Source organism: Candidatus Cloacimonadota bacterium (assembly GCA_020532085.1).
Lineage (GTDB): Bacteria > Cloacimonadota > Cloacimonadia > Cloacimonadales > Cloacimonadaceae > Syntrophosphaera.
Map to the genome: position 1 here is coordinate 13231 of JAJBAV010000034.1, position 14600 is coordinate 27830.

General features: G+C 58.6%; 10 protein-coding genes. 5 read left to right on the forward strand and 5 right to left on the reverse strand.

What is annotated here, in order from left to right:
* Window position 1: 1 nt before the first annotated feature.
* The 5 genes from rplW to LHW45_08990 form a co-directional block, all read right to left on the reverse strand.
* Window positions 2-289 carry a 50S ribosomal protein L23 gene (gene rplW, locus LHW45_08970; GenBank protein ID MCB5285704.1) on the reverse strand — a complete coding sequence of 96 codons (288 nt, stop codon included), beginning with the start codon at window positions 287-289 and terminating at the stop codon, window positions 2-4.
* Entirely contained in the window at window positions 286-921 is a 636-nt protein-coding gene (rplD, locus tag LHW45_08975) for a 50S ribosomal protein L4 (protein MCB5285705.1), read from the reverse strand. Before rplD ends, rplW begins: the two co-directional genes overlap by 4 nt.
* Before the next feature lie 10 nt (window positions 922-931).
* A complete protein-coding gene (rplC, locus tag LHW45_08980; protein MCB5285706.1) occupies window positions 932-1564 on the reverse strand; it encodes a 50S ribosomal protein L3 in 633 nt (210 codons plus the stop codon).
* Window positions 1565-1566: 2 nt separating this feature from the next.
* Window positions 1567-1893 (reverse strand): 30S ribosomal protein S10, encoded by a 327-nt coding sequence (gene rpsJ, locus LHW45_08985; protein ID MCB5285707.1) that lies wholly within the window; start codon window positions 1891-1893, stop codon window positions 1567-1569.
* A 349-nt stretch (window positions 1894-2242) separates the two neighbouring features.
* Window positions 2243-3331, reverse strand: coding sequence for an SUMF1/EgtB/PvdO family nonheme iron enzyme (locus LHW45_08990; protein ID MCB5285708.1), 1089 nt, complete (start codon window positions 3329-3331; stop codon window positions 2243-2245).
* Between the two features lie 514 nt (window positions 3332-3845).
* On the opposite strand from LHW45_08990, the gene LHW45_08995 reads away from it, so the two are divergent.
* From LHW45_08995 to LHW45_09015, 5 genes are all read left to right on the forward strand, one after another.
* A complete protein-coding gene (locus tag LHW45_08995; GenBank protein MCB5285709.1) occupies window positions 3846-5213 on the forward strand; it encodes a helix-turn-helix domain-containing protein in 1368 nt (455 codons plus the stop codon).
* Between the two features lie 12 nt (window positions 5214-5225).
* Window positions 5226-8489, forward strand: a complete 3264-nt coding sequence (locus LHW45_09000) for a choice-of-anchor J domain-containing protein (protein MCB5285710.1) — start codon at window positions 5226-5228, stop codon at window positions 8487-8489.
* Window positions 8490-8497: 8 nt separating this feature from the next.
* A complete protein-coding gene (locus tag LHW45_09005; GenBank protein MCB5285711.1) occupies window positions 8498-10186 on the forward strand; it encodes a hypothetical protein in 1689 nt (562 codons plus the stop codon).
* A 163-nt stretch (window positions 10187-10349) separates the two neighbouring features.
* Complete coding sequence (locus LHW45_09010; GenBank protein ID MCB5285712.1) at window positions 10350-11330, forward strand: magnesium transporter; 981 nt, start codon at window positions 10350-10352, stop codon at window positions 11328-11330.
* Between the two features lie 110 nt (window positions 11331-11440).
* Window positions 11441-14371 carry a T9SS type A sorting domain-containing protein gene (locus LHW45_09015; protein ID MCB5285713.1) on the forward strand — a complete coding sequence of 977 codons (2931 nt, stop codon included), beginning with the start codon at window positions 11441-11443 and terminating at the stop codon, window positions 14369-14371.
* Window positions 14372-14600: the final 229 nt, after the last annotated feature.

The following is a 14600-nucleotide window of genomic DNA, read 5'->3' on the forward strand; positions in this document are numbered from 1 at the left end:
CTTATGCCTCGAAATCGGCGATCTTGTCGCCGGCCCTCAGGGTCACGATGGCTTTTTTCCAATCCGGCCGTTTGCCGCTGTAGCGTCCCAAACGTTTGGGTTTGCCCAGCATCCGGATGGTATTTACGTCCAGCACTTTCACCGAAAAGATCTTTTCGATGGCGTGCTTGATCTCGATCTTGTTGGCGTTGATGCTCACCTTGAAGGAGTAGGTGTTCGTGCGCTCCATCTGGTTGGAGCTCTTCTCGGTGATGATCGGGGAAATGATTATGTTGCGCGGATGGATCATTTGCTGAATACCTCCTCGACTTTATTGAGGGCTTCCTGGGTCATCAGGATGTAGCTGCTGTTCAGGATCTCGTAGGCGTAAAGGCTGTCGGCGGCGTCGGTGATGACGTCCGGCAGGTTCGTGAAGGATTTCACGGTGGGCTGGTGATGTCCGTCCGTGACCACCAGTTTGCGGCCTCTTTCCGGGATCATTTTGCCCAGCAGGTCCAGCGCCTTTTTGGTGTTCGGGGTGTCAAAATCCAGCTTGTCCACGATGAAGACGCGGCCTTCGCGGGCCCGGTCGGTGAGGGCGACCTTGAGGGCCATGCGCTTCTTGGTGCGCGGGATGGGACGGTACCAATCCTTCGGCAGGATCGCGAATGCGCGGCCACCGTGAACCCGGACCGGGCTGCGGCGGCTGCCCACGCGGGCGTTGCCGGTGCCTTTCTGTTTGAACAGCTTGCGGGTGCTGCCGGCGGTCATGGCGCGGTTCTTCTTTTGCACCGTGCCCTGGCGCTGATTGCCCAGGTACATGGTGACAACCTCGTGCAGCAGCACTTTCGGGGAGTTCACGTCCACGTCAAAAATGTTGGCCGGAAGTTCTATCTCTTCCATCCGATCGCCGAGGGAGTTGAATTTTATTGCTTTAACCATGTTCTGCTCCCTATTGTTCCTTGTGGATGGTGACCAGGGAATTGCGATGGCCGGGCACCGCGCCTTTCACCATGATCAGGTTTTGTTCGGCGTCCACTTTCACCACCTGCAGGTGGCGCACGCTCACCTGGCGGTTGCCGTGCTGGCCGGCCATCTTCATGCCTTTCAGCACGCGCGAGGGCTGGGCGCACTGGCCAATGGAGCCGCCGCCGCGGAAGGATTCGTGCACGCCGTGCGAGGCCATGAAGCCGGAAAATCCGTGCCGCTTCATCACGCCGGTGTAGCCGTGGCCCTTGGAATTGGCGCGCACACAGACGGTCTCGTCCGGTGTGAACCAGTCCACTTTCAGCTCGCTGCCCACCTCGTAGTCATCGACCTGCTGGCCGAAGGCGGGGCGGAATTCGCGCAGATAGCGGAAAAAGGGGCTCTCGCTTTTCTTGAAATAACCCTTGAGCGGCTTGTTCACACGCTTTTCAGGCAGTTCTTCGTAACCCATTTGCAGGGCTTCATATCCGTGCAGATCCTTGCTGCGCTTGCAAACCACGCGGCAGGGTCCGGCCTGGATCACCGTTACGGGGATCAGCTTGCCGTTGTCGTCAAAGATCTGCGTCATGCCAATTTTTTTACCGATTAGTCCCAGCATGCTCAGCTCCTTGTATTGGCTTTGATCTCCACGTGCACGCCAGCCGGCAGGCTCAGCTTCTTCAAAGCGTTGGTGGTCTGCTGGGTGGGGTTCATGATGTCGATCAGACGCTTGTGGACCAGCATTTGGAATTGGTCCTGGGATTTCTTGTCGGCGTGGGGCGAACGCAGGATCGTGTACAGGGTCTTGTCTGTGGGCAACGGGATCGGGCCGATGACCTTGGCGCCGGTATTGCGGGTGCTTTTCACAATTTCCGCCACAGATTGGTCCAGTAAACGATGATCGTAGGCCTTAAGCTTTATCCGGATGCGGTTTTCGGATTTACTCACTGGTTCCTCCACAATTTAAACAGAAAATCCCCGTCGGGCTCATGCCCCCCGTTGCCGGGAAGCAGCGCCGCGGGCGGGCGTGTTCTGCTAAATTTGCTTTCAGGTTGGCGGGGCAAAAAGCTCTCGCTTCCACCCCTGCGATACTCGTACGAGCATCCCGTAAACAGGATAACATCGTTCCTCCTAAAGAACTATAAGTCCTCGCAAAATTTGGGACTTGTGCTATGCGCTGGGTATGATTTTCGCAAGTGAGGGACAGGGTTTTTGCCGCTCCGTTTTCTGTCAACAGCTTTTTTTGCTCATCTCCTTCGGGGCAGAAAAATGCCGCGCTCCTGCCTGTAAAAACCTGTCAATTCATAGACCTGCAGAGCCGGAACCCGCCGTGGCGGAAGGGGCCGTTTGGCTCGAAGCTGTTGCGGGTAGACACCCAGCAGAGGCTGGCATTGCCGTAATAGCTGCCACCACGCAACAGACGGGTATTCCCGTCGCCAGGCCCCGCAGGATTGTTGGCGGGGCTGCTGCTGTAATAGTTCCAGGCATACCAATCCCAGAACCATTCATAGACGTTGCCGCTCATATCATAAGTGCCAATGCCGTTGGCAGCCTTGGAGCCGACAGGATGAGTGGAGTTTTCGCCATTGTCTTGATACCAGGCCACGTTACCGATAACGTCGTTGCCTGAATACAGATGATCCGGGTCGTTGGTCGCTCCCCGCGCGGCGTATTCCCACTCCGCTTCAGTCGGCAGCCGGTATCCGTTGGCGTTCCAGTCGCAGAGCACGGCGTTCCAGTTGGAGTTGTTGGAGCTGGGCACAGAGCCCCAATTCGCGGGATCGGTGGATCCTGAGATGCTGTAAACCGGCGTGAGCCCCTCGGCCAGGCTGCGCGCGTTGCAGTATTTGAGGATGTCGTACCAGGATACATAGTACACCGGATAGTTGTCCCCCACGCCATAAGTTTGGCCCCAGGCACCCGGATCGGGATCCCACCAGCCCATCACAGCCTGCCATTCAGCCTGGGTGACCTCGTATTTGCCGATTTGGAAGGGGTTCAGGGTCACGCTGTGCGTGGGCAGTTCAGAACTCCATCCCTCTCCTCTGGTATCGCCCATGGTAAAGGTGCCGCCGGGAACGGTGACCATCTGAACAGGTGTGAAAAAAATGGAATAGGCCGCGCTTGCCGTCACGCTGTTCGCCCAGCCATCCCGGATAGCTTTTGCCTTGATGGTGGTCGTCTGGGAAATGCTGATTGGTCCGGAATATAATGCCGAAGCGGAGTTGGGGGTGCTCCCGTCCAGGGTGTAACAGATGGTTGCTCCAGGTGTTTCACTCGTTATTGTCACATTTTGGGGAAAATGGAAGTTACCGCCTGAAGGATCGAACTCCGGCCTGGCCACTGCCTTGGGGTTGGTGATGCAACCGGATATGACAACCAACAAAGTCATAACCAACGGCATTAATACGTTTGATATTCCACGCACGGCACACCTCTGATTCAGTCCCGAAAGGGTTTGAATGGATCAAATCCCTCAGTCATTTGTTTATTTAGAGAACGTCTCGTTGCTTGATTTACCACCATTTGCGCATGGATAACCTCAACGGGCATGATCAGAAGCTTGACGATCCACGTCAAGTCTTTTCTCAAATTTTCTTTTCATTCCGGGGGTACCTTGATCACGGTTAATTTGACAAAATAGCCCCAGGCATACGGGTTTTGGTCGAAAATTTTCGCTTGTGATTTCGCCCCGTCCCCAGCCGGCTCCCAATATCAATACGGTATCAATACGGAATCAATACGGATTTCATCCGTAATGATTCCGTATTGATACCGTATTGATATTAGGAAGGCTGCCAGATCCACCTGGGAAATTGGTCAAAAAGTTCTTGACTAAATATCTGGCTCTGCCAACCTGGCGCCAGAAAGCAAATTCCACAGGCAACAAGGTGGTTCAGATGATCCGAAACCTGCAACTCATCCAGCGCCACGCGCAATTGAAGGAACTGGGTAGCCAGTTGAAGCTGGCTCTGCTCAAGGAACTCATCCACGCGCCCGCGACCTGCCAGCAGCTGGCGAAACTTTTTGACCAGAGCAAACAGAAGATCCACTACAACCTCAACCAGATGCTCAAAGAGGGCCTGCTGGAGATCGTCGAGCCCCCTTCCGGCAGCGGCCGCGAGGTTTACTACCGGGCCACGGCCAAGACCTATGTGCTGGACCTTTCGATAGGCTTGGAAACCAACGGCAATGTGCTGAACAGCCGCGCCATCATCAACGGCATCATGGAGCGCGACCACCGCATCGACCTGGCCGGGATCGCGGCCAAACTGATCGACCAGGCCTTCAAACTGGTTCCCGGTGAGCGGCTGCTGATCGTGAGCGGCAAATTCAACTTCCCCCTGGTGGAAAAGCTGAAGCTGGAAGCCGGGCGGCGCGGGATCTTCTGCACCCTGATCTATCAGGACCTGGACGCGCTGAAGACCAAATACGAGCATTATTCCCTGGCCGCTTTCAAGGCCGATTACGAGGAGCTGAACCGGCAACTGAGGACCGCCGACGTGTATCTGAACCTCAACGGCGAAGCGCGCTTCGTGCAGCTGAAGGACCCGGAGAAGCTGGCCCTGCGCGTCCGCATGCTGGAGCGTTCCAAACAGATCATCCGACAGCGCGGCATCCGCGTGGCCATGATGCCCGGTCTTTTGCAGGACACGCTTTCCGAAGGGGCCATCGAGAGCGAAGTGCAGTTCTGGCGTGCCCTGGACATCGATTATCCCAGGCAATGCAGCCAGACCCTGGCCAAATGCCGCGAGCTGAGCGGAAAAGAAACGGTGAGGCTGAGCGGCAGGAACAGCTCGCTGAGTTTTCGCATCGAGAGGATCGTGGCGGAATGCGGTTCCTTTGGCCAAAACGAATTCCAGTCGCCGGTGATCAACCTCCCGGGCGGCGAGATCCTGATGATCCCGAAAGCCGGCAGCATGCAAGGAACGCTGGCCAGTGAACGGATCCACGTTTTTGGCGAAGAGGTGCTGCGTCCCGTGTTGGAGATCGGCAACAACGAGATAGTCGGCTACCATGCCCAGAAAGGCGCGGAACACCTGGCCCGGGCTTTGGCCAGCGGCGGCGCAGACGGACGCAAAGCCGCCCTGATCTGCCTCGGCACCAATGAAAACATCCATCTGGGCGATATCGACACGGCTCTAAAACACAAAAGCAGCGGCAATCTGAGCGTCTTTTGGGGCGACAACCGTTCCCTGGGCGGAGATGTGGCCGGCGCTCACGAATGGTTCGTGCAGATCGAAGACCCGCTGCTAAGCTTCAATTGAAATGAGGTCAACATGAAAAAACTCATCCTGTTCGTGGCCCTGCTGGCCTTGCTGCTCCCGGTTTTCGGGCAGTGGCAGCTTGCCGAGGATTTTGAAGGGATAACCACCCTGCCCGCAGGCTGGACCTTCCACGACGACGGCGACGGCATGGCCTGGCGCAACCTGAACAACGCCTCCCACGCCCACAGCGGCACCCGCGCCGCTTTTTGCGACAACTATTTCCCCAACCAAAACGCCGATTGGCTGATCACGCCGCAGATCCAGGTGGCCGCGGGCGACAGCCTGAGCTTCTGGACCCGCAGCTGGATCGGCATCGAGCCCCTGCAGGTTTACGTATCCACCACGGGCACGGCGATCGGCAATTTCAACACCCTGCTGGCCGATTACACCGCGATCGGCACCAGTTATCAGGAGATCCGGCTCAGCCTGGCTCCCTGGACGGGTCAGGCCATCTATCTTGGCTTCCTGTGGGAATGCGAAAACTACGGCATCCTGATCGACGACCTGCGCGCGGGCCAGCCCCTGATCATCCAGCCGGAACTCGACCTGCCCCAAAGCATTACTTTCATTCAGGGCGAAAGCCTGACCCTGGACCTCACGCCCTACATCACAGCTACAGACCTGAACACGGCCTCAGTCACCTGTAGCGGCGCGGTGAACGTGTCGGTGAGCATCGCCGGGCTTTCCGCCGAATTCAGCTGCGCGAACTGGAACGGCACCGAAAACGTCACCTTCACCCTGCACGACGGAACTTCCGGGCTCAGCGACGACGACGTGCTGAGCGTGAACGTGCTTCCGCCGCCGGCGGTCGATCTGGCCGTGACCACGGTCCACAGCCCGATGGAGTTTCAATTCCTGAACCTGCCCTTCACGCCGCGGGTGACGGTTTCCAACAGCGGCAACAACGCTTTCAACGCTGAACTGGAGCTGCTCGCCACCGTGCGTGACGCCGCCAGCGCCACGGTCTGGAGCAGCCAGGCTTTCCAAAACGTCAACCTGCCTCCGGACGCCAGCGCTGAGCTCAGCTTTCCCCAAACCTGCACGATCTCCGCGGAAGGCGGCTATAGCATAACTTTCGAGATCGCCAATGCCGACGGCAACGCCGCCAACAACACTCTGGTTCTCGGCTTCACGGTGGTGGAGCGCGTCACCCAGGGCGGGCCGGACGCCTTTGGCTACAGCTTCATCGACAGCAACGCGCCCAGTGGGCCGGTTTACAACTGGCAGGACATCAGCGCCACCGGCTCTTCCAGCATCATGTACGGAGTGCCCACTTATGCCGGGGACGACAATTTCAGCGAACCCATCCCCCTGGGATTTCCCTTCCCCTTTTACGGCTACCAGTACACTGAAGCATATGTGGACACCAACGGAGAACTGCTGCTGGCCGACAACAGCTGGTATGACGCCTATCCCAGCCTGGGTTGGGACGGCGACGGCAACATGTTCAACTATATGTATCCCATCCCCGGCTACGCCCAGATGCCAGGCCTGATCGCGGTTTACTGGGATGACCTCCTCGCGGAGCAGGGTGTTTCCGACATCTATTTTCAAACCTTCGGCAGCGCCCCGGAACGCTACACGGTAATCCAGTGGCACAACCTCAGATTCCTGGCCGGAACAGGCGGCAGCCCCGTTCTCAAGTTCCAGGTGATCCTGCACGAAAACGGCGAGATCGTTACGCAGTATCACACCACCCACACGGGCCAGATCCCCGGCGTGGTGCCGCACGCCAGCGGACGCAGCGCCACCGTGGCCATCCAAAACGCCAGTGCCGACATCGGCCTGCCCTATCTGCGCGAGCTCGTTCAGAACAACACTTATGTGGGGGTGGAGCCAGCCGGAAACATTCTGCACGACGGACTGGCGCTGCGCTTCTTCAACGCCGCGGACACCCAGCCGCCGGTGATCAGCCACGACCAACCGGGCAACACCTTCAACCAGAACCCCGTGCTGACAGCCACAGTGATCGATTTCTCCACCATCAGCGAATGCGCGTTGTGGTACGATCACGGCGGCGGCTGGCAAAGCCTGGCCCCCGTATCAGTTCAGGGCGCCACCTACAGCTTCTCGCTGCCGGAGATATCGCTGGGCAGTGAGCTGCGCTACTATTTTAGCGCCGGCGACGAGCTGAACAACGACACGACCCTGCCTGCCGGCGCGCCCGGGGAATGCTTCAGCTTCACCATCCTGCCAAGCGCGGGGACCACAGTGCTGCTGGCGATCTCGGGAAACCAGGATTACCAGCGAACTGAACTGCCTTTCTACACCGGGCAGTTCGACGCCCTCGACCTCGCTTACGACATCTACGACTGGGAGGAATTTCCCTCCTGGAGCATCCCGGACCAGTATCAGGCCGTGTTCATCTACGCCGTCACCGGCAGCCAGGGCAACCGCGCCGACAGCCTCAGCGTGGCGCTGATGAACTGGCTGGACGGAGGCACGGTGACCGCTCCGCGCAACGTTTTCATGGCCTCGGACGGCTGGGCCGCGAACACGCACGCCCATCCCAACGCCAGTGTGATGCGCAAGATGTTCAACGCTTATTTCCGCGCGCACTACGTGGCCAGCGGAACGGGCGGAGGCACCAACGGCCTGGCGGGGCCGGACGTTTTCAGCTATGAGAGCGGGACCATCCTGCGCCGGATAAATTCCCCCATCGGCACCCCCAACACCGAATACGACGTTTATGCCAACTCTCCGGACTGCATCTTCTACTATGATGAATGCCCGGACACCTACGCCGACCAGGTGCAGTACCCGGAGATCGGCGCGGTTGCCGCCTTCACTTTTCAGGACGGGCCCGTGGGCGGAAACGCCTATCTGCTCAACGGGGTCTGCGCCACCGCGCTGGAACTGCCGATCTATCGCGCGTTCTACTTCAGTTTCGACCTTTCCCAGCTCTCCAACCCCACCGCCCGCGCGGAGTGGATGGCCGATATCGCCGACTGGTTCGACCTGGGCCCTGTGGCCCTCGACGACCCCGCCGGGCCGGAAATTGCCGCGGGGATCAGCGGCATCTGGCCGAATCCCTTCAGATCGAACTGTAACATCAGGTTTGAAACTGCCGCCAAGGGAGCGGCCAGGCTCGAAATCTTCAACCTGCGCGGCCAGAAAGTGCGCGGCCTCGCCTCCGGCGATTTGGCCAGGGGCAGCCACAACCTCGTCTGGAACGGCACCGACGATTCCGGACAAGCCGTGGCCAGCGGAGTTTACTACCTCCGTCTGCAAACCGGAGACCTGCGGCAAACCAGAAAAATAACCATCATCAAATAGGAGAAATCATGAAGAAGACCGCTTTGTTAGTCTTACTCAGCACAGTCCTGTTTTCCGCTTTGGCGGCGGATGATTACTTCCTCGGAACGGGCACATCCACCCAAAACAAGGTGCCAACCTACGGCTACAACAACTATGGTTGGAGCAAATTCATCTACACCGGTGACGAGCTTGCCGCTGCCGGGGTGAGCGGCACCATCCAGATAACCGGCCTGGCTTTTCAGGTGTCCAGCACCATCAGCAACTACGTGATGGACAGCCAGCGCGTCTACATGCGCTATGCCTACAATCCCACTTATGGCAGCACAGAAGTAGCATATCCCAATCCTCCCACCGGAGGCTGGACCTATGTCTATGAGGGCAGCGTAACCTGGAACGGCCCCGGCTGGAACACGATCGAGTTCACCGCGCCCTTCAGCTATACCTACACCGAGGGCCAGAACTGGGGCATCGAGATCCTCTGGGAAAACCGGGACGGCACCAAAGTGGGGGGACCACCCTCATTTTACGGCAGCAGTGTAAGCTACAGCTGCGTTTACAAGCACCAGGACGCTTCCTTTCCCACCAGCAGCGGCAGCCGGGGCAGCTATCACCCCAATATCTGGCTGATGACCCCGCCCACCGATGTGCCGCCGCCGGCCATAATGCCTATCCCTGCGGACCTGGCGGGTGACGTTCCCATCGAAACCAATATCTCCTGGAGCAGCGGCGGCGGAGCGCCGGACCATTACCTTTTCTCGCTCTGGAAAATCGACCCGGTGGAATACATCGAAAACAATCTGGTGGTCACCGGCACCAGCTACGACCCCGCCGACTATCTGGACTACGGTACCAACTATTCCTGGCGGGTGATCCCCCACAACAGTTTTGGCAACGCGCTCGCCTGTCCCACCTGGACTTTCACCACCCTGGCCGATCCCGCCATCACAATATTTCCCTGGACGGAAAGTATCGACGCAGCCTCCTTCCCGCCCTCCGACGCGTGGCAGAGGTGGGGCGGAGAGCTCACTGACCCTGTAACCCTTGTTCCAAACAGCATGTGGGTACAGGATGACTGGCTGAATACAACCGCCAATCCGGATAAAGCAGCCCGGATCAACATCTGGGGCACCATCAACGGCTGGCTGGTCTCGCCGCTGCTCAATGTGAACGATCCGGATGCCTGGCTCACTTTCGACCTGGCCTGGCTGAAGTATGGCCAAACACCCACGGGCACGCCACCTGACCCCGCCGGAGTGGATGACCGCTTCGCCGTGCTGATCGGCGACGGTTTTGGCTGGAGCACCGCCAATATCGTGCGGGAATGGAACAACACCGGCTCTGCTTTTGTGCTCAATAATATCAGCCCGAGTGGCGAACAGGTAGCCATCCCCCTCGCGGACCACACCGGCCACATCAGGATCGCCTTTTACGCCGGCTCCACAGCTTCCAACGCCGACAACGACTTCATGGTCAACAACATCTTCGTGGGCGAATACCTGCCGGAACCGCAGATCAGCATCACCCTCGATCCCGTTACCGGCCTTGCCGACCTTGGCTGGCCGGTTGTGGACGGCGCCACAGGTTACGAGGTTTACAGCGCCACCGACCCCTATGGTGACTGGAGTTTTTTGGAAGGCACTTCCAACACGACCTATCCTGTCGGGACCACCTCCGACAAAAGCTTCTTCCGCGTAAAAGCGATCAAAGTGGATTAACAGAAATCGCGCCGCCTCCGGGAAGCGTGCCGAACCTTCAACCTTCGATACAATATCGCACAAGAGGGAGCCTGAGAGCTCCCTCTTTTTTAATAAAACCATTCCCGGCTTGACAGACCGCCCCGGAACGCAAAAGTGGGTTCAAGCACAAAGGAGCCCCCTCATGAGCGACGGAATCGGCCAGCAGCCAATCAAAGACCTGATGCACGGCGACTACATCGCCTTTCCCGAAACAGCCACGGTGCGCGAAGCGCTGGACTTTATCCGCTTCAGCGAGACCAAGCCCAGGATACTCTACTTTTATGTGGTGGATGACGACAACAAGCTCACTGGGGTGGTTTCCACCCGGATGCTGCTTACAGCAAAGCTGGAAGCGCGGTTGAATGACGTGGCGGACCACCGGGTGCGCTGCATCCGCCAGGAAGCTGAACTGATGGATGTGATGGCGGATTTCGTGGTCCACAAATACCTGGCCATGCCGGTGGTGGACGGCGACAAACATCTGGTGGGGATCATCGATGCCACCTCGCTCACGGAAAATGTGGCTGACATTATGGAGCGCGACCAGGTGGACGAAGTGTTTGAAGCCATCGGCTACCGCGTTTCGCAGATCTCCGGAGCCTCGCCACTGAAGGCCTTTCGCCTGCGCTTTCCCTGGCTGCTGGCCTCGGTGGCGGGCGGGCTGCTGAGCGCGGTGATGACCTCCAGGTTTGAGCACGTGCTGGCCGTGGCCCTGGTGCTGTCCTTCTTTCTAACGCTGATCCTGGGCCTCGGCGAAAGCGTGAGCATGCAGTCCATGACCGTCACCATCCAGGCCCTGCGTCACCGGAAACCCACGCTAAAGTGGTTCACCCGCGAAGCCATGAAAGAACTGGGCACCGCTTTGCTGCTGGGTTTGGGCTGCGGCGTGCTGGTAGGCGGCGTGGTCTGGCTCTGGCAAAAGGAGGTCGCCCCGGCCCTGGTGGTGGGCGGCTCACTGGTTCTCACCCTCGTTACGGCCAACCTGGTGGGGCTGATCATCCCCTCCGCGCTGCACGCCCTCAAGCTGGATCCCAAGATCGCTTCGGGTCCGCTGGCGCTCACCATCAGCGACCTCTTCACCATCAGCATCTACTTCAGCCTGGCCAGTTTCGTACTGGGCTGAGCCTTGTCGCTTCTCGGGGGAAAATAATCCTTGACCTTTTTGCCCCCTCCAGATAAGGATGACGGGATGGCATTGATGATGAAAGCCACGCTGCCATCCCGGGAGAAACCATGAAGTTCGGATCTGCCGCCTTGTACCTGCTACTCTGGCTGTTGCCCGTTTTGGCCCGCGCCGACCAGGTGTGGCCGGAACCGTTGCCGGTGTATCAGGCCCCAAACATGGGATTCAACGGTGTGGGCTGTTCCACCCCGTCAGGCGGTTACGCCCTGATCTGGCAGGAAAACCGGACCGACCTCTGGAACACTCTGTACGATAACCGGTGTTTTTTCCAACGCTACGATTCCGCCAACCAAGCCCAGTTGCCGCAGCCGGTGGAGGTTTTTGCAGCCCACGCGACCACCACCGTTATCGGGATGGTGCCCACCAGCGACAACTGCTTCGTGTTTTACACCTCCGCGCGTCTCTTCAAAATCAACTCCGCCGGTGAACAACTTTGGGGAAATGGAGTTAATGTCCCGCAAATGCCTGCCATCAACAGGCTTTTTGCCGATCGCCAGGGCGGAGTTTACCAACTCGGCCGGAGCAGCCCCAACGGGATTTGGATGCTCAGCCACTGGAATTCCGAGGGCAGTCATCACGGCAATGCCTATCTGGGACTGAATCCCGTCAATGGCAGCTCTGAGGTCAATATCGGTGTCACCCTGCTGCCCAACGACGACCTGATCTGCAGCTTCATCTGGAATTCCAGGATCAGGATCGTGAAGGTCAACGCGGCCTCGGAGCTGGTCTGGGAGCGCACCGGATATCCGGACGAGGGGGCGGTGCAGGCCACGCAGCCAACCTTTACCACAGACGGAATTCACCGGTTGATCTACCGGGTGAACGAGGGCGCCAATCAGGTTTGGAAAACTTTTATCGTCAATTCGGACGGAGATCAACTCTGGGCGGAACCGGTGAACCTCTTCACCCTCAGCAGTTCGGTGGCCTTTGACGCCATGAACGCCGCCCCGCTTGCCGACGGCTCCACTTTGCTGGCCTGGTGCGGCCAAAACCTGCTGCATTGCGTCAGATGCGACCTGCAGGGCAACGTAAGCCTGCAGGGAAACAGCGTTGCCCTGGATCCCGAACCCGCATATTACGACCTGCATTTAATCCTGTTTCCAGACGCCGCCGGAGGCGCGTTCCTGCACATCACGCGCCAGAGCACTGGAGGAGTTGTTCACAGCCAGGCGCAATACATCAGCCACAGCGGTTTCGCCCTGCCCGCCGAAGCGCAATTGTCCTTCACAGGCCATCCGGACTACGAAGACGGGGGCAGATCGCTGGCCCCGTATGTATTTCTTGGCGACGAGCGCCTGGGCATCATATTCGAACTCGTCCTGCCGGGTTATTCCCATCTGATCAGGCGGGAAATTTTCCCAACCGGAACCCTGACTTCACCCGAAACCGTATCCACCGATCTGTACAGGACCTGCAGCCGGCCCCAGATATGCGCCTTGCAGGGAAACATCCTCACTGCCTGGCTGGACAATGAAGGCCAGAACGCCCCGGAACGCCACCGGATAGGCTATCAGATCGTTTCGCCGCTGGGACAGGCCCTGCTGACGGACTGGGGCACGCTCCCCGCCAGCGGAGGTCCCCGCGACATCGGGAGTTTCAGATTGCACAGCCTGGAGAACGGCAACGCGCTGGTCGTTTGGTCCGACCTCGGTTCCCCCACAGCCATCCGGGCCCAGCAGATCGACGCGGCGGGCAACCAGCTCTGGGAGCCGGAGGGCAGGATCGTGGCCGCGAGCGACCAGTTCGTAAACCTGGCCTGGGGCTTCACCAGTTCGGTCCAGGGCAATGACCTCTACGTGTTCTGGACCGCTTATCCCAGCAGCTATTTCGAGATCCGCGGCCAGCGCCTGGCCGAAGGGATCACACAGTGGGAAACCGGCGGCAGGGTGCTGACCTCGGCTCTCGACTTTCCCGGAGAAGACTACTATTATTTCTCCTCCGCCCGGGTGATCGATGCCTTCGGAGACTATCTTTGTTGGGGCAGGTGGGACTGGCTGGTGATGGGAGAGACTTTGGCCCTCAAATGGGTCAGGGTGCTGAGGTTCGACGCGGAAGGCGCTCCCCTGCCCGGTTTTGAGGCCGGCGGCAATCCGGCTTTCAACTATGGCCAACCCTATCTTGGTTTGAGCATGAATCGAGCGCTGCTCACCCCCCAGGGCCTGTTGCTCGAAGCGGGGTTCGGAACGTTGCACTACGATCCGGAGGGCGGCAGATACATGGTTTTTGACGATTTCTACGGACAGCTGATGTCGCCTACAGGTGAAACCCTCTGGGGCGCGGGCTACCCTCTGGCCACCGATCTTTCCTACTACCGGGGCCTGTTGCTGGCCGGAGACGCGGAAGGCTATGTCATCCGCACGGACTCCGGCCTGGCCAAACACGATTATCAGCATCAACCCATCTGGTCTGCCGATCTCTTCAACTTCACCCATCTGGCCGTGCAGGAAGTCGCTCCCGGCTTCTACATCGGTCTGGCGGACAGGCTGAAATACTATGCCTTCACGGCTTCCGGTAGCGCCTGGCTGCCCGCGGACAGCAACCTGGATTCGCGCCTGCAAACCCTGTCCACCTGCACCCTGAACCGCGATGCCTACGTCTTCTGGGCCGATTTGTCACTTCACTCCGTGCCGTCATATACCTCACTTTTTTTGCAGAGACTGAGTTTCAGCACCACCGACGCGGATGAATCTCTCATTCCCGCGCCGGAATCCTTCACCCTCCGGCACTACCCCAATCCCTTTGCTGATCAGGTTTCCCTGGCGGTGGAAAGCGACAGGTCCCAGCCTTTGGAGATCTCGGTTTACAATATCCGGGGACAGTTGGTCAGAAGCGTTTACAAAGGTGAGATCGGCAAAGGCGGCACCACCCTGGTCTGGGATGGGAGGGATGCTGACGGAACGGAGGTGGCGCCAGGAGTTTATATCTGCCGGGCGCGGGTTTCGGGACAGCCCCTGAAGCCGCTGAAAATGCTGAAATACTAGCCTGGCACTTGCGGCAGGTCCATCAGACAAGGATGCCGGTGGATAAAGATGTTCAGCCAGTTACTGAACCTGTGGGTGGCACTGTCATAGGGCGATGGAAATTATAAAGTATCACCCAAACTTGCAAATGGGTTTCACCTGTCACAGTGGTCGTAACTGTTTATAGGATTGTGAGATGAATAGGACTGGCTTTAGACTGTGTCACAGTGGTATTTGGACGTTTTTGGAC

What these genes read in the sequence shown, in the direction of transcription:
- rplC (MCB5285706.1), bottom strand. Translation starts at nt 1,564, where the DNA reads ATGCTGGGACTAATCGGTAAAAAAATTGGCATGACGCAGATCTTTGAC.
- LHW45_09010 (MCB5285712.1), top strand. Translation starts at nt 10,350, where the DNA reads ATGAGCGACGGAATCGGCCAGCAGCCAATCAAAGACCTGATGCACGGC.
- rplW (MCB5285704.1), bottom strand. Translation starts at nt 289, where the DNA reads ATGATCCATCCGCGCAACATAATCATTTCCCCGATCATCACCGAGAAG.
- LHW45_08995 (MCB5285709.1), top strand. Translation starts at nt 3,846, where the DNA reads ATGATCCGAAACCTGCAACTCATCCAGCGCCACGCGCAATTGAAGGAA.
- LHW45_09000 (MCB5285710.1), top strand. Translation starts at nt 5,226, where the DNA reads ATGAAAAAACTCATCCTGTTCGTGGCCCTGCTGGCCTTGCTGCTCCCG.
- LHW45_09005 (MCB5285711.1), top strand. Translation starts at nt 8,498, where the DNA reads ATGAAGAAGACCGCTTTGTTAGTCTTACTCAGCACAGTCCTGTTTTCC.
- LHW45_09015 (MCB5285713.1), top strand. Translation starts at nt 11,441, where the DNA reads ATGAAGTTCGGATCTGCCGCCTTGTACCTGCTACTCTGGCTGTTGCCC.
- rplD (MCB5285705.1), bottom strand. Translation starts at nt 921, where the DNA reads ATGGTTAAAGCAATAAAATTCAACTCCCTCGGCGATCGGATGGAAGAG.